Below are 20,296 nucleotides of genomic sequence, written 5' to 3'. Positions count from 1 at the left end.
TCCTTCTCTCCACCCGTAACGCAGTATACTGATGCCATGAATACCGCTTTTGCCCGCCACCTGTGTCGTGCCGCAACCCGTTTGCTGGCCGCCGGGCTGCTGTGCCACGCCGGGCTTGCCGTTGCGGAACCCGCTGGCATGGCGGAGTGTCTGGCCGGGATGGGCGCACAGCAGCGGCAGGCCGCTGTACCGCTTGGCCCGGACATACAAATCGTGAGCTGGAACATACAGAAAGCCGACAACCCGGGCTGGGCGGAAGATTTGCAGCTGTTTGCCACCGGTGCCGAACTCGCCTTTCTGCAGGAGGCGTCGGTATCAGCGGCCATCCCCGGCACGGTGCCCGAGGCCGACTTCCTGGCTTTCGCGCCCGGCTACCGCAACGCCAGCGATGTGACCGGCGTACTCACGCTGAGCCGCTACCCACCGAGCCTTGAATGCGACTTTTCCTCGGTGGAGCCCCTGTTGCAAACACCGAAAGCAACTTCGGTAACAGAGTACCCGCTGGTGGGCCGGGATGAGCGACTGCTGGCCATTAATATTCACTCAGTGAACTTCAGCTTTGGCCTGCAGCGCTACCGCGAACAGCTGCACGCGCTGTCCACACTGATCAACCGACACAAGGGCCCCGTGCTGATCGCGGGCGACCTCAACACCTGGAACAGTAACCGACTCAAGGCGCTCGATGACTTCATGGCGGGGCACGACCTGAGCCCGGTCACCTTCATGCCGGATCTACGCACCACTGTGTTCGGCAATCCGCTGGATCATATTCTGGTCCGAGGCCTGCACACCGCATCCGCCGTGGCGATACCGGTGGACAGCTCAGACCACAACCCGCTATTGGTAAGACTGCAGCTTCCCTGAACAAGACTTTTTCACCGTGACACGCTAGTATGCCTTTCCCTGTTTTCACCTGCCTGAGCACTGCAATCCATGCCCGAGAAAGCTGTTAAACCCGCCTTGATTCCCGTCAACACGGTGATCTTCGTTGGCTTCCCGCTACTGGCCTTGATCCTGGTTCCCCTGTGGGGCTTTTACCAGGGGTTTTCCGCAGCCCAGTGGGTGTGGGCGCTGGTATTCCTGTACCTGAACGGCCTGTCCATCACCGGTGGTTACCACCGCCTGTGGGCGCACAAAGCGTATGAAGCCCATCCTGCGCTACGCTGGTTTTTTGCCCTGTGGGGTGCGGGCGCACTGCAGAACAGCATCCTGATCTGGGCGTCCGACCACCGTCGGCACCACCGGCATGTGGATGACAACGAGCAGGACCCCTACTCCGCGGGCCGTGGCCTGTGGTTCAGCCATATGGGCTGGATGCTGCGCGACTACCCCAGCGGCGAGAACGACTTCAGCAACGCCCGGGATCTCGAGCGTGACCCCATCGTCATGTGGCAGCACCGCCACTATGTGGCCGTGACTACCTTCATGAACCTGGGCCTGCCCCTGCTGCTCGGGCTGGCACTGGGCGATGTTATTGGCACGCTCCTGCTGGTCGGGCTGTTGCGCCTGGTGGTCAACCACCATGTAACATTCTTTATTAACTCGCTGGCGCATTTCTGGGGCAGCCGCCCTTACACCGAGTCCAACAGTGCACGGGACAACGGCTTCCTCGCTTTCCTCACCTACGGTGAGGGCTACCACAACTACCACCATATTTTCCAGAACGACTACCGCAACGGCATTCGCTGGTGGCAGTGGGATCCAACCAAATGGATGATTCGGCTATGTGCCAGCGTTGGACTCGCCAGCAACCTGGTGAAGGTACCGGACTTCCGCATCCAGCGCGCCCTGCTTGACACCCAGTTTGCGCGTGCGCGCCGGGAACTGGAAGCAAAAGCGGGCGACGAGACACTGCGCGAACTGCTGGAGCGCGAATACCAGCTGTTCACCGAATCGGTGAACCAATGGCGGGCGCTGCAATCCGAGCGCTATGAGCGCAAGGTCGCCGGCCTCGGCGACGCCCTGGAGGCGCGCCGCCTGCAGATACTGGACAAGTGGGAGCACGCCACGCTGCGCTCCCGGCTGCGAGAACTGGAGTATGCCCTGAAGAACCAGCGCAAGCGGCTGGGCATGCTGCTGCAGCAGCTGCAGATGCCTTCTCCAGCGGGCGCCTGATCTCCCGGGCCCTGCGGTACGTAACACACCTTTACCGGCGGGACTGCGCTACACTGCGGCATCCCGCCCTGACAAGGAGACGCCCGATGACCGAATCACTTTACGACTTCACCTGCGCTATGCCCAGTGGCAAGGCTGCCACTCTGGAAGACTATCGCGGCAAGGTATTGCTAGTGGTCAACACCGCGTCCAAGTGCGGCTTCACCCCCCAGTTCGCGGGGCTGGAGAAACTTTTTGAAACCTATCGCGAACGCGGCTTCACCGTTCTCGGCTTTCCCTGCAACCAGTTCGGCAAACAGGATCCCGGCAGCAACGATGAAATCATGGAATTCTGCCAGGTCAACTATGGCGTTAGCTTCCCCATGTTCGCCAAGGTCGACGTCAATGGCGCTACAGCCGACCCGCTGTTCCAGCACCTGAAAAAACAGGCGCCCGGCGCGCTCGGATCCCAGGGCATCAAGTGGAACTTCACCAAGTTTCTCATCGACACCGAGGGCAATGTGGTCAAGCGCTACGCGCCCACTACCCGCCCGGATGACATCGCCCGCGACATCGAAACCCTGCTGCCCTGAGGGTCAGTGCTCACGCGTTGCCAGGAATGCGATATCCGGCCAACGCTCTTCCATCAGCGACAGGTTGACCCGTGTCGGCGCCAGGTACGTTAGGTGCCCGCCGCCATCGATGGACAGCTGGTCCGCGGCCTTCTTGCGGAACTCCTCCAGCTTGCGCGGGTCATCGCTGTGCACCCAGCGCGCGGTGTAGACGTTGACGGGCTCATAGCCCGCCTCTACCTTGTATTCATCGGCGAGCCGATACACCACCACATCGAACTGCAGTTGACCCACCGCTCCCACAATCAGGTCCGATGAGTTCAACGGCGCGAACACCTGTGTCGACCCCTCTTCGGAGAGCTGCTGCAACCCCTTCTGCAGCTGCTTGGACTTCATCGGGTCACGCAGGCGGATACGGCGGAACAGCTCGGGCGCAAAGTGCGGAATACCAGAGAACTGCAGCTCTTCGCCCTCGGTAAAGGTATCCCCGATCTGGATAGTACCGTGGTTGTGCAGGCCGATAATGTCACCGGCGAAGGCCTCTTCCACCAGCACGCGCTCGCCGGCCTTGAACGTCACCGCATCCACCACGCGCACGTCCTTCCCGATGCGGGAATGACGCATCTTCATGCCTTTTTCGTAGCGCCCCGAACAGACCCGCAAAAAAGCAATCCGGTCGCGATGACGGGGGTCCATATTCGCCTGGATCTTGAACACGAAGCCAGAGAAGGTCGGCTCCGCGGCGCTCACCTCACGCTGCGCAGCCTCGCGCCCCAGAGGCGCCGGCGCCCACTGGACAAAATCGTCGAGCATTTCGCGCACGCCAAAATTGCCCAGCGCCGTGCCGAAGAACACCGGGCTCAACTTGCCGGCAAGGAAGGCCTCCCGCTCGAAGGGATGGCTGGCGCCGCGCACCAGCTCAATTTCCTCCGCAAAGTGCTCCCAATCATCTCCCAGCAGGGCCCGCCCTTCGGCGCTGCCCAGCCCCTCGATGCGCCGGTCATCCGGCAGCACGCTTCCCTGGCCCGGGGTGAACACGTGGATGATGTCGGTGTAGAGGTTGTACACTCCCTTGAACTCACGCCCCATGCCCAGCGGCCAGTTGATAGGTGCACCGGCAATGCCGAGCACCGATTCGATTTCATCCAGCAGCTCGATGGGGTCACGGATATCGCGGTCCATCTTGTTCACGAAGCTGAAAATTGGTGTGTCGCGCAAACGGCAAACGCTCATCAACTTGATGGTGCGGTCCTCCACCCCTTTCGCGCCATCGATCACCATCAACGCCGAATCCACGGCGGTGAGGGTGCGATAGGTATCCTCGGAGAAGTCCTCGTGGCCGGGCGTATCCAGCAGATTCACGGTGCGCCCGTGATAGGGGAACTGCATCACCGACGAAGTCACGGAAATGCCGCGCTCCTGCTCCAGCGTCATCCAGTCCGAGGTGGCATGCGGGCCACGCTTGCCTTTCACGCTCCCGGCGACCTGAATGGCGTTGCCCAACAGCAACAGCTTCTCGGTAATCGTGGTCTTGCCCGCATCCGGGTGGGAGATGATGGCGAAAGTGCGTCGGTTGGCAATTGCCTTTGTCAAATCTGCCATGCTGGAACCTGCTGGAAAAAGCGCGGATTATACGCGCTTTGACGGCAACAGGCAGTGCCCGCGGGAACCTTGCGCTGTGCATGGAGTCAATAACCGCGTCACTTTTGCGCTATACTCGCGCTGCTTATTCAGCGGTTTTTGCGCCCGGCAGACAGGAATTCTCATGAAACGTTTTATCATCGTCGCGCTGGCGCTTGCGGCCGTTGGCGCCGTGCTCTGGCCCCGTCTGCAACCCGCCTCCGGCCCCACCGCCGGCGCGCCGCCAAACCGCGCTGCCGCCGCCGTGCGCACACAACGTCTGGAGCCTCAGGCCTTCGAGAGCCGGCTGTTTTTCAACGGCACCTTGGCCGCGGAGCAGGCCATCAATATTCGCAGTGAGCTGCGGGGAAAGGTCGAGAAGATTCTGTTCCGGGATGGCCAGAACGTCCAGGCGGGTGACCCCATCATTCTCATTGAGTCTGATGAGCTGGGGGCAGAACTGCGTTCGCTGGAGGAACAGCTCACCCTCGCCAGCACCCAGGCAGACCGCCTGCAAAACCTGTTTGGTACGGGTGCAGTAACGGCCAGCGACCGGGATGATGCCATCAGCCGACGCGAAGTGTTGCGCGCAGAAGTCTCACGACTTAAAGCCCGGCTGGCAAAAAGTCGCATAGAAGCCCCGTTCGCTGGCACGCTGGGGCTGCGCCATGTCAGCACCGGCGACCTGATTGAAGCGGACACCCTGATCACCACGTTGCAAACCGTTTCCGACCTGCATGTGGACTTCAACGTGCCGGAGCGCTACCGGCAGCAGGTGGTGCCCGGAACGGCTCTGTCACTCACCGTAAGCGGGCACGCCGATGCCTTCCCCGCTATGGTGCGAGCCATTGACCCACGGGTTCACCCGGAGACGCGCACGCTCACCGTGCGCGCCGATGTCGAAAATCCCGACAGCGTACTCTTGCCCGGTAACTACGCGCGCGTAGAGCTGGTCACGCGCAACGAAGCCGCGCTGGTCGTACCCAGCGTTGCGGTGCTGCAAAACCTTGAAGCGGTCACCGTATTCACCGTGGAGGACGGTATTGCCGTCAGCCATGAAGTGGAAACCGGTTTTCGCGATGAGCAGCGCGTCGAAATCCTGAGCGGCCTCGAGCCGGGCATGGAGGTGATCACCTCCGGCATCCAGTCCATCCGCAACGGGCAACCGGTGACGATACAGCCCGCTGTGGACTTGAGCTGATGGCGCTGCACGAACTCAGCATCCGCCGTCCAGTACTGGCGGTGGTGATGTCCATTGTCATCATCGTTTTCGGCCTGATTGGCCTGCGCGAACTGGGTGTGCGCGAATTCCCCATGGCCCAGCGCCCCATCATCTCCGTGCAGACCGCCTACCCTGGCGCCAACGCCAGCGTGGTGGAAAGCCAGATCACCGAGGCACTGGAAGAAGAGCTCAACACGGTCGCCGGCATTCGCACCATGACCTCCATAAGCCGCGAGGGCCTGAGCACCGTCACCACAGAGTTTTCGCTGGGCGACGACCTGGACACAGCGGCCAATGACATCCGCGACCGGGTAGGCTCAGCCATGCGCAGGCTTCCCAATGCGGCAGAGGCGCCTACCATTTACAAGGCTGATGCCGACGGCGACCCGATCATCTTCCTCAGCGTGCGCAGCCAGCAGCGCAACCTGATGGAACTCAGTGCACTGGCAGACAACCTGTTCAAGTCCCGCTTCGAAACCATCTCCGGCGTGGGCCAGGTGGACATCTGGGGATACAAGGAATACGCCATGCGCCTGTGGCTGGACCCGGATGCGCTGGTCGCCCACGGTCTGACCGCCATCGATGTGCGCAATGCGTTGCAGGCGGCGAACGTCGAGCTGCCCACCGGCACGCTCGAAGGGAACACCATCGACATCAACATACGCACCCTCAGTCGACTGGGCGATGACCCGGAAGACTTCAACAACCGGGTGATTCGCAAGGACGGTGACCGCCTTGTGCGCTTGCGCGACATCGGCCGGGCTGAAATCGGACCGCTGAACGAACGCACCGTACTGCGCCGCGATGGCATCACCAACGTCGGGGTGGTGCTGCGCCCGCAAAGTGGCGCCAACGAAATCGCGATTGCCGATGAGTTCTACCGACGACTGGCAATCATCGAACGCGATTTGCCCGTCGATGTCGATGTCGCCGTCGGCTTCGATACCACCACTTTCATTCGCGCCAGCATTCTCGAAGTCATGCAGACCCTGGGCATTGCGTTGTTGCTGGTGTGCGCCACGATCTTCGCCTTCCTGCGGGAATGGCGCACCACCATCATCCCACTCCTGACCATTCCCATTGCCTTGATTGGCACCTTCTTTGTTTTGTACCTGGCAGGCTTTTCCATCAACGTGCTGACACTGCTGGGTATGGTGCTGGCGATTGGTCTGGTCGTGGATGACGCGATTGTGGTGGTGGAGAATATCTACAAGCGCATCGAGCAAGGCCAGAAGCCGGCGATCGCGGGGGCCGAGGGGGTCAAGGAAATCTTTTTCGCCGTGATCGCCACCACGCTGGCACTGGTGGCGGTGTTCGCTCCATTGATCTTCCTCGGTGGCCTCACCGGTGTACTGTTTCGTGAATTCGGTGTCACCCTCGCCGCCGCCGTGATCATCTCCTCGTTCGTTGCGCTGACGCTGGCCCCCATGCTCTGTGCACGCTTTCTCAAGAACCGGGCACAACACCCCGCGCTGTACCGCGCAACGGAACCGTTCTTCGAGCGCCTGGCCGACGGTTACCGGGCCTCTCTGCGTGCCTTCCTGCGTCATCGCAGCTGGGCCGCTTTCATCTTGCTGGCCTGCCTGGGATTGATCATCACCCTGTTCCGCAGCCTGCCGCAGGAGCTCGCACCGCTGGAGGACCGAAGCCAGCTCTTCGTCTCTGCCCGCGGCCCGGAAGGCGCGGGGTTCGATTACATGTCCGAGGCCATGCGCGACCTGGACACACTCATCGCCGAAGCCGGCGGAGACGCCGTGCGTGCGCGCCTGACCGTCACCTCGCCCGGCTTTGGTTCCTCGACCACCGTCAATACGGGCTTCTCCCGCGTCGTGCTGAAGGCTCCGGAAGAGCGTGAACAAACCCAGGCACAAGTGGCGGCCAACCTCACCGCAGCCTTGGCAAGCTTCCCCCAGCTGCAGGCATTCGTGCGCCAGTTCGATACCATCAATGTGGGTGGGCGCGGTTTACCCGTGCAGTTCGTGGTGCAGAACACCGACCTCGAGAAGGTGCGCGAGGTGATTCCACGCTTTCTGGAGCGTGCCCAACAACACCCGGCATTCAGCTATGTGGACGTCAATCTCAAGTTCAACCAGCCAGAACTGGTGCTGCAGATCGACCGGGACCGCGCCGAAGCCCTTGGCGTCAACACCCGTGAAATTGCGGATATCGTGCAGGCCTCGTTCAGTGGTCAGCGCTTCGGCTATTTTCTGAAAGACGGCGAACAATATGAAATCATCGGCCAGCTGGTACGCGGGGGGCGCAACGAGCCGGCGGACCTGTCGCGGCTTTCCGTACGCGCCGCCGACGGTACGCTGATACCGCTGCCGAACCTGGTGACGGTCCGTGAACAGAGCTCCGCCCCGGTGCTGTACCGCTTCAACCGTTTCACCGCCGCCACCTTCTCCGCCAACCTCGCCGAAGGCGTCGCGCTGGACGACGGCATTCGGGCCATGCGCGAAGTGGCCAGCGAGGTGCTGGACGAAAGCTATACCACCGAACTCGCCGGCCAATCCCGCGAATTCGCCGAAACCGGCAGCAGCCTGGTCTTCGTGTTCGTACTCGCGCTGCTGCTGATCTACCTGGTACTGGCGGCACAGTTCGAGAGCTTCCGCGACCCACTCGCCATCATGCTCACCGTGCCCATGGCCATCACCGGTGGCCTCATTACGCTGTGGTACTTCAACCAGACACTGAATATTTTCTCCGAAATCGGGCTGATCATGCTCATTGGCCTGGTGACCAAGAACGGTATTCTCATCGTGGAATTCGCCAACCAGCGCCGCGCGGCGGGGTTGAGCATCAGCGATGCCGTGGAAGAGGCCGCCGCGGCCCGCTTCCGTCCCATCCTGATGACCACGCTGTCCACGGTGCTCGGCACACTACCCATTGCCCTGGCACTCGGCGCGGGCTCGCAGAGCCGGGTGCCCCTGGGCCTCGCGGTGATCGGTGGCATGCTGCTGGGCTCACTGCTGTCGCTCTACGTCGTGCCTGCCGCTTACCGTTTGCTGGCGGCACGCTCGGTGGCGAGCACGGGCTTGCCGCCGGAGGAGCACAAGCCGTCCGCCTGAGCCATTTGCATGACGGCCTGCTCCGGGTCTGCGACGCTTTGCCGCTCCCTGTGGCCGAGTGACGGCGGTATACTCCACCTGTGAACACAGCCAGTCATCCACGCCAATCCGCCTACAGCCCCTCGCTGGCCAACCTGCGCAGCCTGCTCGCCATCCGCGCCATCGCGCTGCTCGGCCAGGCGGGCGTTCTGGCCTACGTGTTGCTGGCGAGTCGAACCACGCAAAGCCTGTGGGGAATGACCGCGAGCCTTGTGCTGCTCGCGGTCATTACCATCGGCAGCCTCTGGTGGAGCACGACGGCCAGTGACATCGGCAACCGCACCTTCTTTGCCCAGCTGATGGTCGATGTCGTGGGCTGGAGCGCGCTGATGTACTACAGCGGCGGTGCCGACAACCCATTCATCTCCTACTACATTGTGCCGCTCGTAGTCGCTGCAGCGGTACTTCCCTGGCGCTATACCTGGCTGGTGGCTGCGGCGTCTGTGGCCGCCTACAGCCTGCTGTTGTACTTTCGGGTACCCTTCCCGCTGTTTTCGCCCCACGCCGCCATGGGCCACCAGCAGGGCAGCGTGCACAGCCTGGGCATGTGGTTCAACTTCCTTTTCAGCGCCGGCCTGATCACCTACTTTGTGGTGCGCATGGCGGCGGTGCTCAGGGAACAGGAAGCCACGGAAATGCGACGGCGCGAAGACCGGCTGCGTCACGACCAGATTCTGGCGGTTGCCAGCCTCGCCGCCGGCACCGCACACGAATTGGGTACGCCACTCGGCACCATGACGTTGCTTGCAGAGGAACTACAAGAGGATACGTCCCTCGGCGATCAGGCACGTGATGACGTTGCGCTACTGCAAAAGCAGCTGCAGCAATGCCGCACGATTCTTGCCGAACTCAGCAACACGGCGGAACTTTCAGCCGCCGGCACACGCCAGCGCCGGCCCGCCGACCGGCTGGCGCGAAGCTGCGTCGAGCACTGGGCGGCCAGGCGCCCGCGCGTATCCTGTCAGTTGCACGTGTCGGGCGAACCACCCGCACCGCAGGTCTCCTACGACCAGACACTGCCACAGGCACTGGAGAACCTGCTCAACAATGCTGCCGATACCGGCGCTGAGCACGTTGCGGTAACGGTTACGTGGAACACCCACAGCGTGAGTATCGCGGTGCGTGACGATGGCCCGGGCGCACCTGAGGGCGTGCTCGCGCGCATGAACGCCAGCGCAACGCCACCATCGTCCCTGGGGCCGCGCGAGGCCACAACGGCGAGAGCAAACGGCGGCCTGGGCATTGGCCTGATTCTGGCGCGCGCCACCGCAGAGCGCCACGGTGGACACATTCGGCTGGAAAACCCCGCAGGCGGTGGCTGCCTCGCGACTCTCACCGTTCCGGCGGAGGCCGCCGATGAATAGCCCTGCGCGGATGCTGCTGGTGGATGACGACCCCACCTTCAGCGCCGTGCTAGCCCGCGGGCTGGAGCGCCGGGGGTTTAGCTGTCGCGCCTGCGCCAGCGCCGAGGAAGCATTGCGCTGCTGCCGGGAATTTGCCCCCAGCCATATATTGCTCGATCTCAACATGCCCGGCCGTTCAGGCCTCGCCGCGCTGCCGGAGCTGCTCAGCGAAGCACCGACCGCCAGCCTGGTGGTGCTCACCGGCTATTCCAGCATCGCCACCGCCGTTGAGGCCATCAAACTGGGCGCAACGCAGTACTTGTGCAAGCCGGCAACCGTGGATGAGATCCTGCTGGCCTTTCGCGGCGAACAGCCTGCGCCGGAACACGCCGCACAGCCTCCCTCCCTCGACCGACTGGAATGGGAACACCTGCAGCGCGTACTGAATGCCAACGATGGCAACATTTCCGCCACCGCCCGCGCGCTGGGCATGCACCGGCGTACACTGCAGCGCAAACTGCAGAAACGTCCGGTGCGCCGCTGACCGGGCAATTAGCGGTCGCGAAACACCGGGGCGCGCTTCTCGACAAAGGCGAGCCCCGCCTCCGCCGCGTCCTCACTGAGGCCAAGCAGGGTCTGGTGGCGATCCTCCATGGCCATGGCGCTCTGCAGGCTTGGGGCATCAATCGCATAGTTCAACGCCTCTTTGGTCAGGCGCAGCCCCATCGGCGTCGCCGCCAGCATATCATCGACAAAGCCCTGCGCTTCCGCTGCCAGTTCCTCTGCGGCTACCACGGACGATACCAGACCGGTTGCCAGTGCCCGCGGTGCGTGGATAAACCGCGCGGTCAGCAGCAACTCCGAGGCCAGCGCGGTACCCACCAGGCGCGGCAGGAAATAGCTACTGCCCATGTCACAGCCGGTCAGGCCAATGGAAAGGTAGGCCGCATTCATTCGCGCCGATTCCGCGGCAATGCGCACATCAGAGGCCAGCACCAGACTGAAGCCACCACCACAGGCGGCACCCTGCACCAGGCTCACAATCGGTTGCGGGCATGCGCGCATCGCCTGATAGATGGCGGCGATGCGACGCTGCACCTTCCAGATACCCTGGGGGGAACGTGGCTGCGGGCTGAACCCGGGCTCCGTCAGATCAAGGCCAGCACAGAAGTTCCGACCGGCGGCCCGCAATACCACCACACGAACCTCTTCACGCTCGCGCAGTTGGGTAAAATAATCCAGCAGCGCATCGACCAGTGCGGCGTTGAGCGCATTGCTGCGCTCAGGACGGTTCAGTGTCAGCCACTCGACAGGGCCGTGACGCTCGATCAACAGGGGATTGGCGGTATTCATGACAGGCTGCCTTCGAATGTCTTTTTACGTTCTACTGGGCATTTGCCGGTCGAACAGCTCAACAAGCAGGGTATCACCGGCCGAGACGATGTCTACATCGCCCTGGCCGATAGCCCGCAGTTGCTCGGAAACAGTATCGGACGCAAACAGCTTGTCGAGGGCCAGCTCAAGGCGAGCCTCCATAACCCCCCGGAGCTCGGCCCGACGCTGTTCATCTCGGCGCATGGATAGCTCACCCGATGCGGTAATGCGTTTCCGGTGCGCAACAATTGCCGCCCAGAGGTCTGTCGCTCCACGACCCTCCGTGGCAACGGTTTCGACAATGGTGGGTCTCTGCTCCTGCGGTATTGCGGCCAACGCGCCCTCCAGGTCCCGCCGGGTTGCCTGCAATCCCGCCTTGTCGGCTTTGTTGATGACAAAAATATCCGCCACCTCCATGAGGCCGGCCTTGTTCGCCTGCACCTCATCGCCCCAGCCGGGATTGAGCACAACAACAACCGTGTCGGTGGTTGAGGCAACATCCAGTTCAACCTGCCCGACGCCCACCGTCTCGATAATTACCAGTGGCCAGTTGCAGGCTTCAAGTAAACGCCGAGCACTACGTGTGGCAACGGCCAGACCACCCAGTTGTCCACGAGAGGCCATGGAGCGGATATATACATCGCTTGACGCAGCATGAGAGTGCATTCGCACCCGATCTCCCAACAGTGCGCCACGACTTAGCGGCGATGAGGGGTCAACCGCCAACAAGGCAATACGGCCAGCGTCGGCAAGTGCCTCTCCAAGCAGCACGTTGACCAGGGTGGACTTTCCGGCTCCGGGCGCACCGGTTATGCCCACCGTGTATCCGCGGGCGGTGCGCGATGCCAACGCCCGTTCCACCTGCGCCGCAGCCTCGCCACCGCGCTCCAGAATACTGATAAGTCGCGCCAGTGCACCCCGATCACCGGCGCAGGCTTGCTCAAAAAGTTCTGACAGGTTCTGTACCGGCTGCTCGCTCACACCCACGCCTTGCAAATCAGGCGGCACCCGTTAGCCGGATTGCGGCTGCTACAATGTCCGGAAGCTGACTGCCCGGCGGGTAGACTTCAACGCCCAGACCTTCAAGCTTGCGCTTGGCATGCGGAGGAACCACGCCGCCAACAAAAATGGGGACCTCAGGACGCGACTCGCGCACCATGCCGATGGCGCGGACCGCCACATCAACATGCCCCCCGATATTCAGCCCTACCAGATCTACATCCTCATCAATGCTGGCTTGCATGACCTCCTCGGGACGGGCCATGCCAATCATGATGACCTCGAACCCCGCATCGCGTAGTGCTTTCGCTACAACGGTCGGCCCACGCCAGTGGCCATCGAGCCCCGTCTTTGCCATCAAAATACGCTTTCCTGCTGTGTTCATTCTTATCGCCTCAGGTCTGAATTGGCGTTGCCCAGTCACCGAAGACTGAGCGGTAGACGTCACCGATTTCGCCCAGAGTCACCTCCGCCTCCAAGGATTCCATCATCGCCGGCATGATATTCTGGTCACTGCGACACACCGACTCAAGCGCCTTCAATGCCCGGTGGGCACCAGCCTCGTAACGCGTTCGGCGGACATCATGCAACCGCTCCAGCGCCACGTCATACGCGTCATCGACCCCCATGAAGCCATCGACTTCGAACGGTGATATGTCATCTTTATGGTCGGTAACACCGATGATCACCTGCTCGCCGCTCTCCTGTTGACGGAAGTCCTCGCTCTGGTTCTCCGCGGCACGTTCATGCAGCCACCCGGAATCCAGCGTGGCCAGAAATCCACCCTGCTCCTGAATCTCTTCAAAGAATACCCAGGCACGCTCAACAAGTTCGGCTGTGAGTGTTTCAACGTAGTAAGAACCTCCCAGGGGATCTGTCACCGCCTGGATATTGGTCTCCTGTTGCAGGATCTGCTGGATGCGCACCGACATCTGATGCGCGTGTTCTGACGGGATCGACAACGCTTCGTCGTAACCCGAGACGCCCAGTGACTGCACACCTCCGAGAGCTGCGGCGAGGGCCATCACCGTGCCGCGCACAATATTGTTCAGCGGCTGCTGGTAGGTCATGCGTGAACCCGCGGTAACGCAGTGAATGCGAAGGTTGGCGACCTTCGGGTTGGTGATGCCATAACGCTGTTGGAGCAGCTGCTGCCACATAAGGCGAGCCGCCCGCATTTTGCTCGCCTCTTCAAACAAGTCCATGGATGCGCGGAAGTTGACACCGCCACAGGCGCGGGCGGCTGCCTCCAGTGGCATTGTGCCCCGGCGCTTGATTTCCTCCAGATACTCTACCGCATTGGCGAATAGCGCTCCGAGTTCCTGATAGGCGTTCAGCCCCGTGTCCGCACCGTTGTAGCCCGCGATGGATACGGGCACCCAACGCGGCAGGTGCTCGTTGCAAAACTCCATGATATCGGCATTGAAGCGCAGTCCCGCCGCAGTCGGGACCTGCTGCTTGGTCACGCATCCCAGGTAGGTGAGGAAAAAGTCGCTCTGGCCGGTGCCGGGCAATCGAGCAAGATCAACACCTCGCTGGCGTGCGACGGTCCAGTAACCTGCCAGTGCAAAAGGGGCATGCTGCACAACGGCGCCGCCGGCGTGACCGTAGCTGGTTTCCAGCGGCAGGTCCTTCATGCAAATGTCGATATCGCGCACACTCTGCATGACAGCCCCAGTCAGACCCACATCCTCGCGGCGCGCCACCACATCGGGGTGATCCACGTTGTAACAATGATCTCCAGTGTTGCGGTCATGCTCCATGATGAAACCGGTCTCGCCCTGTTCCAGCAGGAAGCGAATCCGCTCGTTTTCATCTTCGGGCTTGCCGAACCCGCTCAGCTGAAAAATCCGCCAGGCCTTCGTGCGATACCCCGTGGGATGGGCACCCCGGTGAAACGGCGGCTCTCCCGGGTCAGCACGCAAGCGCTCGCGATACGCCTGGGGAATATCGTGCTCGCTGTAGAACTGCTTCAAGGGCAAGCCGGAGATAGACTTCCAGTCCCCGCCTTGTTTGTTATTTGTGCTCATAGGCTGCCCATAGTCGGGTTCAGGCTGACCACCGCAATTTAGTACTCCTCGCTTGCTTTGTCTACCGGTAATATTTTTTCCTTGACTGCCAGTAAAAAAAGTTTACGCTCTGACTCAAGCGGTCTATCTAACAATAATTCAGACTCGGGAGTTGCCATGGGCATTCCAGCAAGTGTGGTGGAACTTACCACGACAGAAAAAGTCTTCATCGGTGAACCCGCCGCCCAGGCAATAGCCAGCGAAGCTGAACGGCTGGGGGCAAAGCGTGTATTCCTCATGGTCAGCCGCGCGCTGAACACGGGCACAGACGAAATCAGTCGAATTCGGACCGCGCTGGGCACTCGCGTTGCAGGCACCTACGACGGCATGCCGCCGCATGCCCCGCGCAGCGCCGTGCTCGCTGCCGCGGCAATGGCGCGGGACGCGAACGCCGACATGATCGTCACCGTTGGTGGTGGGTCCATCACGGACGCAGGCAAGATTGTCAGCCTCTGCCTTAAGCACAACCTGCGAGAACACGATGATCTCGAGCCCTACCACGTCTATGTCGATGACAAGGGTGAGACCGTCAAGCCGGTATTCGAGGGCCCCGATGTCCCGGTAATCATTTGCCCGACGACACTTTCAGGTGGTGAGTTCAACCCGCTCAGTGGCGCTACAGACGAACATGTGCATCATAAGCAGGGCTTCGAACACCGGAACATGGCACCGACAAGCATCATCCTGGATCCCGCCCTCACTGTGCACACACCGGAGTGGCTGTGGCTGTCGACCGGAGTGCGCTCGGTAGACCACGCCCTGGAGACATTGGGATCACTGCAGTCGAATGACTTCTGTGACGGCCTCGCGGACTGCGCCTTGCGACTGCTCGCCGAGGGCCTGCCCCGGGTCAAGCGTGACCCGGGCGACCTGGAAGCCCGTCTCAAGTGCCAGATCGGCGTGTGGCAGTCCATGATCCCCATCACCGCCGGGGTGCCCATGGGTCTGAGCCACGCCATCGGCCACATTCTTGGCGGCACCTGTGACGTTCCCCACGGCTATTGTTCTTGCGTGATGGCACCTGCGGTGCTGGCCTTCAATGCACCGGCAAACGGTGATCGGCAGGGCCGCATCAGCGCCTGCTTCGGGCAACCCGAGCGCGCCGCCAGCGACGTTGTGGATGACTTCATACGCAACCTGGGAATGCCTCGTTCGCTGGCGGAGGTGGGTGTCGAGCGTACACAACTGCAGCAGATCGCCGAGTACACCATGCTCGATTTCTGGTCACGTACCAACCCGCGACAGATCAAAACAGCCACTGATGTTTTGCCCGTTCTGGAAATGGCGTACTGACGAACGACAACGAGAGGAAAAGCTGTAGTGAGCGGAGTTCGACCCGGCAAGAGTCTCAAAGCGGAACTGGCCCTGTTCAAGCGTCGACGTATCCGCGACGAAGCGAGCCATTTGTTTTTTCGCTCCGGCTATGAGGGGACCACCATTGACGCCATTGCCGAGCAGTTGCAGGTCACCAAACCCTTCATCTATAGCTACTACAAAAACAAGGGTGAAATTCTCTACGACATTGCCGAAGTAGGCATCACGCTGTCGCTGGAAGCGCTGGAGGAGTGTCTTTTGACCAAGGGCACGAGCTGGGACCGGTTGAAATTGATGGTGGATCAGGTCGCCAGGATCATCATTGAAAACCAGGAACACATTGTCGTCTACCAGCGTGAAGAGAAAAACCTGGACCAGGCGCTGGCGCGACAAGTGCGAGAGAAGCGCTCGCTGTTCGACCACCGCCTCGCAGAAGTGCTGATCCAGGGTCACAGCAACGGTCAATTCGACATTGAAGACCCCGTACTCACTGCCACCACCATTGGCGGCATGATGAGCTGGGTCGCATTCTGGTATCAACCGGGTGGTCGCTGGTCCGAAGCTGAAATCATCACGCACCTGATCAGAAGCATCGAGCGCCTGGTGCTGCCGCGCCCGCGAACTGTGGACGCCAGCGCCAGTCGTATCAACGACACGGCGCGCCGCGGCGGCGACAAAAAATAATGGAGTCTTGCCCATGACAGCCACACCCTGCACAGACCCGCGAGTGCCGCCGAGAAAAGCCTGTGTGGTCCGCGACCTGATCGAACACTGGGCCGAACATCAGCCCGAACACACCTACGCCGTTTTCGAGGATGGCACATCATGGAGCTACGCTGAACTAAGGCGTCGGGTGATCAGTGTTGCATCGGGCTTAGCCGTCCGCGGTGTCAGTCAGGGAGACCACGTTGCCGTGTGGCTCTTCGGCGGTGCCGAAGGCATCCTCAGCTTCTTCGCGATCAATTATCTGGGCGCCGTGTTCGTGCCCTTCAACACCGCGTACAAGGGTCGACTGCTGGCGCATGTGCTGGCCAATTCAGATGCGCGCCTGCTGATCGCCCACGGTGACCTGATTCATCGCCTGGATGACGTGGATACCGCCCTGCTCGAACGGGTCGTGTATATCGGGGAGACCAAGGCGACTACACAGCTGCCTGCGGAACCCTTCGCAAGCCTCACTGACGACCGCGCAGAGCTGCCCGAACTCAAACACCCGATAGAGCCTTGGCATACTCAATCCATCATCTATACGTCGGGGACAACCGGCCCATCCAAGGGGGTGCTCTCATCTTACCTGCACCTCTATACCAACGCCGGACCCGAAAGCTGGCCTTTCATTACCGGCGATGACCGCTTCCTGATCAACATGCCCCTGTTCCATATCGGGGGGATGGGCATCATTTTCGTCATGCTGGCTCGCGGCGGCTCAATATCCGTGATGCAAAACTTCAGCACAGAACGTTTCTGGCCCTTCGTGAGGGAAACAAATACCACTGCCGCATTCCTGCTGGGCGTAATGGCAACATTCCTGTTAAAACACCCGCCATCTCAGAACGACCGCCAACACAATCTGCGCAGGGCCTTTATGGTGCCCTTTACCGAGACAGCTCTGGACATGCATGAGCGCTTCGGCATCGACATCTACACCATTTTCAACATGACCGAGATTTCGTCACCCATCGTGTCAGAGCCCAATCCTACCCGCCGCGGAACATGCGGCAAAGTTCGCGCGGGAGTAGAGGTGCGGCTGGTCGATGAAAATGACTGCGAAGTCCCCACGGGCGAAATCGGCGAAATGCTGGTACGCACGGATCGGCCCTGGGGCATGAACCACGGCTACTACAAAAACCCGGAGGCTACCGCTGAAGCCTGGCGCAACGGCTGGTTCCACACAGGCGACTGCTTCCGCCAGGATGAGGAGGGTTTTTTCTACTTTGTCGACAGACGCAAAGATGCGATCCGTCGCCGAGGTGAGAACATTTCATCGTTCGAGGTAGAGGCAGAAGTGGTCGCTTTTCCCGCAGTCCGTGAGGCGGCCGCCTACGGCGTCCCCAGCAGCGTGGGAGAGGACGATGTCATGGTCGCTGTAGCCGCCGTGGAGGGTGCTGTGCTGGAGCCCGAAGCGCTGCTGCACTTCCTGGCGGAGAAAATGCCGTACTTCATGGTTCCACGCTACATCCGCATCCTCCCGGAACTTCCCAAAACACCTTCTGCCAAGGTACAGAAACATTTGCTGCGTGCCGAAGGGATCACCAGCGATAGTTGGGACAGGGAAGCTCACGGAGTTTCACTACGCCGCGAGATACTGCGATAGCTGGCTCAAACCGGGAAACCTTACTTTCACATCGGTCAATCGCACTATAATAACGAGGATCCAACATGTACCCATTCAAGAGAAATGCAATCTTTTCAGGAGTCCTCGCAGCACTGGCTTTCGCCGGTTCCGCGCACGCTCAGAATACACTCGAAGAAGTCGTGGTAACCGCTACCAAACGCGCGGTCAGCCTTGACGACTTTTCGGGTGGGGCCAACGTACTGAGCGCTGACGCGCTGGGGCCGGGCGGTATCGAAAACGTACGCGACATGCACGTTGCCGTACCCAACATGTCCATCGGCGATCAGTTCGGTTTTGCGCGGGTTTTCATCCGCGGCATCGGTATGACAAGTATCGACATCGGTGGCGAAGGTGCGGTTGCCTTCCTGCAAGACGGCGCCATCATTCCGCGGCCGGCGGCCCAACTGGCCGGCATGTTTGACCTTGAGCAGGTCGAGGTACTGCGCGGACCACAGGGCACACTCTATGGTCGCGGCGCCACTGCCGGCGCCATAAACCTGGTCACAGTCAAACCCGGCGAGGAGTTGGGTGGTTTTGCGAATTTCACCGCAGGGAACTACGGCCTCACCACGTTTGAAGGCGCTGTCGACCTCCCTGCCACACCGGAGCTGGGCATCCGCCTGGCAACCAAGATCGAAAAACGTGATGGCTACGGCGACAACCTGTTCACTGGAGCGGAAATTGACGACCGCGATGCCCAGGCCTATCGCGCTACTTTTGCCTACAAGCCTGAAGCAGACTGGGATGCCACCCTGTCACTGCAGTACTACGAAGAAGATGACAACAATTTCGGCTTCCACTACTTTGGCCCATCCGAAGGTTCCGCCGGCGGTGCACCGTACGCTGTGCTTTTCCTTGGTGCAGACACGGTTTTCGATGTCGGTGGTAGCTTGTATGACATTTATTCCGACCAGGAAGCCATCAACCAGCGCGAAGGTTATGCGGGAACACTGACCCTGAACTTCGACCTGAGTGAAGCCCTGAGCCTGCGCTCGATTACATCCCTGCAGGGAATGGACCGCTTCCTCCGCGATGATCTCGACTCCACCGCGGAAAACCTTTTTGGTCGCAACGACTACGTAGAAGAAAGCGATTCCTTCAGTCAGGAGTTCGTATTCAACTACTCCGGCGAGGGCTACGACATTCTCGCCGGCGTCATGTACCTCGAGGAAGAACTATACGGCAATGTTCTGGTACCACTGGAAAACTCCTGCATAGTCCTTGCGCCCGATCTCTGCGGCACACCCACCGGAGACGTCATCAACAGCGGACGCTACGAACAGAATGGCGACGTTGACATTACCGCCTACGGTGCGTTTGCCGAAGTCACCTACCCCGTGACGGACACATTTACCGTGATTGCCGGCTTGCGCTACAACTACGAGGAGCGTGACGGCACCGGTTTCTTCCGCTTCGACGCTGCCGCCATCGACATCAACACCGACAAATCTGCTGACTGGGACGACATCACACCGAGGCTTACCCTGGAGTACCGTGGTAACAGTGATTCGCTGCTCTATGCCACCTATACACAAGCCTTCAAGTCCGGGGTCATCAATACCGGTAGCTTGAGCGATCCACTGGACCCGGAAACGGTGGATGCATTTGAGGTCGGTTACAAGTGGAGCCGAGAGGACGGCACGCTGTCCTGGGCCCTCGCGGGGTTCTACTATGACTATCAGGACCTGCAGATCTCCTTTGTTGACGCCACCAGCACAGTCACCACGATCAACGCAGCTGAGGCGGAAAACTATGGCCTGGAGCTCGAACTGAACGCGAGTGTGGGAAATGGCGTGTCCGTTGACTTCTTTGCGACCTATTTGAGCGCGGAGTACAAGGAGTTCTTCAACGGCGACTACGCGAACGGCTTTGCCATCGCGGATCTGAGCGGCAATACACTGCCAAATGCACCGGAGTACACCGCGAAACTGGGCATCAACTACGAAACTCAACTGGGCACCGGCGATCTGCGGCTGCGAGGCGAAGCCTACTATCAGGATGACGTATTCTTTACTGAGTGGAACAGGGAAGACGCGTACCAGGAGGGGTACAGCCTGCTCAACGCCAGCGTCGACTATGCCTTCGCGGGTGGAAACTGGATGGTAAGCCTGTGGGGCAGGAACCTTTCGGACGAAGAGGTGATTTCCAACAACATCATCACCGCGCCACTGTACAACTCGGTACGTGTGGGCTCCATGCTGCCACCGCGTACTTACGGCGCCACTGTCATGTACCAGTTCTGACAAG

General features: G+C 60.8%; 16 protein-coding genes. 11 read left to right on the top strand and 5 right to left on the bottom strand.

From position 1 onward, the window contains the following. The first annotated feature begins 36 nt into the window (after positions 1-36). The 3 genes from EGJ68_RS04025 to EGJ68_RS04015 all read left to right on the top strand — a co-directional run bounded on the left by EGJ68_RS04025 (position 37) and on the right by EGJ68_RS04015 (position 2,687). Complete coding sequence (locus EGJ68_RS04025; RefSeq protein WP_123033233.1) at positions 37-864, top strand: endonuclease/exonuclease/phosphatase family protein; 828 nt, start codon at positions 37-39, stop codon at positions 862-864. Positions 865-933: 69 nt separating this feature from the next. Continuing rightward, the gene (locus tag EGJ68_RS04020; RefSeq protein WP_123033232.1) at positions 934-2,115 is read left to right on the top strand and encodes an acyl-CoA desaturase; all 1,182 of its coding nucleotides are present in this window, start codon (positions 934-936) and stop codon (positions 2,113-2,115) included. An 86-nt stretch (positions 2,116-2,201) separates the two neighbouring features. Further along, positions 2,202-2,687, top strand: coding sequence for a glutathione peroxidase (locus EGJ68_RS04015; RefSeq protein WP_123033231.1), 486 nt, complete (start codon positions 2,202-2,204; stop codon positions 2,685-2,687). A gap of 3 nt (positions 2,688-2,690) precedes the next feature. On the opposite strand, the gene EGJ68_RS04010 is transcribed toward EGJ68_RS04015, so the two are convergent. Continuing rightward, entirely contained in the window at positions 2,691-4,268 is a 1,578-nt protein-coding gene (locus tag EGJ68_RS04010) for a peptide chain release factor 3 (protein WP_123033230.1), read from the bottom strand. A 163-nt stretch (positions 4,269-4,431) separates the two neighbouring features. On the opposite strand from EGJ68_RS04010, the gene EGJ68_RS04005 reads away from it, so the two are divergent. The 4 genes from EGJ68_RS04005 to EGJ68_RS03990 all read left to right on the top strand — a co-directional run bounded on the left by EGJ68_RS04005 (position 4,432) and on the right by EGJ68_RS03990 (position 10,502). Further along, on the top strand, positions 4,432-5,487 hold the full coding sequence (locus tag EGJ68_RS04005) for an efflux RND transporter periplasmic adaptor subunit (protein ID WP_158283482.1): 1,056 nt from the start codon (positions 4,432-4,434) through the stop codon (positions 5,485-5,487). Further along, positions 5,487-8,576 carry an efflux RND transporter permease subunit gene (locus tag EGJ68_RS04000; RefSeq protein WP_123033229.1) on the top strand — a complete coding sequence of 1,030 codons (3,090 nt, stop codon included), beginning with the start codon at positions 5,487-5,489 and terminating at the stop codon, positions 8,574-8,576. Before EGJ68_RS04005 ends, EGJ68_RS04000 begins: the two co-directional genes overlap by 1 nt. Before the next feature lie 80 nt (positions 8,577-8,656). Continuing rightward, a complete protein-coding gene (locus tag EGJ68_RS03995) occupies positions 8,657-9,979 on the top strand; it encodes an ATP-binding protein (RefSeq protein ID WP_123033228.1) in 1,323 nt (440 codons plus the stop codon). Then, complete coding sequence (locus EGJ68_RS03990) at positions 9,972-10,502, top strand: response regulator transcription factor (protein ID WP_123033227.1); 531 nt, start codon at positions 9,972-9,974, stop codon at positions 10,500-10,502. The genes EGJ68_RS03995 and EGJ68_RS03990 overlap by 8 nt, the downstream gene beginning before the upstream one ends. Positions 10,503-10,510: 8 nt before the next feature. Here the strand turns inward: EGJ68_RS03990 and EGJ68_RS03985 are convergent, their stop codons facing one another. The 4 genes from EGJ68_RS03985 to EGJ68_RS03970 are packed head-to-tail and all read right to left on the bottom strand — an operon-like array spanning position 10,511 to position 14,361. Continuing rightward, positions 10,511-11,311, bottom strand: a complete 801-nt coding sequence (locus tag EGJ68_RS03985) for an enoyl-CoA hydratase/isomerase family protein (RefSeq protein ID WP_123033226.1) — start codon at positions 11,309-11,311, stop codon at positions 10,511-10,513. A gap of 24 nt (positions 11,312-11,335) precedes the next feature. Beyond that, positions 11,336-12,313 (bottom strand): methylmalonyl Co-A mutase-associated GTPase MeaB, encoded by a 978-nt coding sequence (gene meaB, locus EGJ68_RS03980; RefSeq protein ID WP_158283481.1) that lies wholly within the window; start codon positions 12,311-12,313, stop codon positions 11,336-11,338. A gap of 16 nt (positions 12,314-12,329) precedes the next feature. Beyond that, positions 12,330-12,716, bottom strand: a complete 387-nt coding sequence (locus EGJ68_RS03975; protein WP_123033224.1) for a cobalamin B12-binding domain-containing protein — start codon at positions 12,714-12,716, stop codon at positions 12,330-12,332. Positions 12,717-12,726: 10 nt separating this feature from the next. After that, positions 12,727-14,361, bottom strand: coding sequence for an acyl-CoA mutase large subunit family protein (locus EGJ68_RS03970; protein WP_123033223.1), 1,635 nt, complete (start codon positions 14,359-14,361; stop codon positions 12,727-12,729). 156 nt (positions 14,362-14,517) lie between these two features. Here EGJ68_RS03970 and EGJ68_RS03965 point away from each other — a divergent pair, with 156 nt between their 5' ends. From EGJ68_RS03965 to EGJ68_RS03950, 4 genes are all read left to right on the top strand, one after another. After that, a complete protein-coding gene (locus EGJ68_RS03965) occupies positions 14,518-15,693 on the top strand; it encodes an iron-containing alcohol dehydrogenase (protein ID WP_199227912.1) in 1,176 nt (391 codons plus the stop codon). A 27-nt stretch (positions 15,694-15,720) separates the two neighbouring features. Further along, positions 15,721-16,398, top strand: a complete 678-nt coding sequence (locus EGJ68_RS03960) for a TetR/AcrR family transcriptional regulator (protein WP_123033222.1) — start codon at positions 15,721-15,723, stop codon at positions 16,396-16,398. A gap of 13 nt (positions 16,399-16,411) precedes the next feature. Further along, complete coding sequence (locus tag EGJ68_RS03955; RefSeq protein WP_123033221.1) at positions 16,412-18,028, top strand: AMP-binding protein; 1,617 nt, start codon at positions 16,412-16,414, stop codon at positions 18,026-18,028. Positions 18,029-18,093: 65 nt separating this feature from the next. Further along, the gene (locus EGJ68_RS03950; RefSeq protein ID WP_123033220.1) at positions 18,094-20,292 is read left to right on the top strand and encodes a TonB-dependent receptor; all 2,199 of its coding nucleotides are present in this window, start codon (positions 18,094-18,096) and stop codon (positions 20,290-20,292) included. The last annotated feature ends 4 nt before the right edge of the window (positions 20,293-20,296 follow it).

The sequence above is a fragment of the Haliea alexandrii genome, assembly GCF_003719295.1.
Classification (GTDB): domain Bacteria; phylum Pseudomonadota; class Gammaproteobacteria; order Pseudomonadales; family Halieaceae; genus Haliea; species Haliea alexandrii.
The sequence above is the reverse complement of the archived record's forward strand: the minus strand, read 5'-3'. Positions and strand labels throughout refer to the sequence as shown.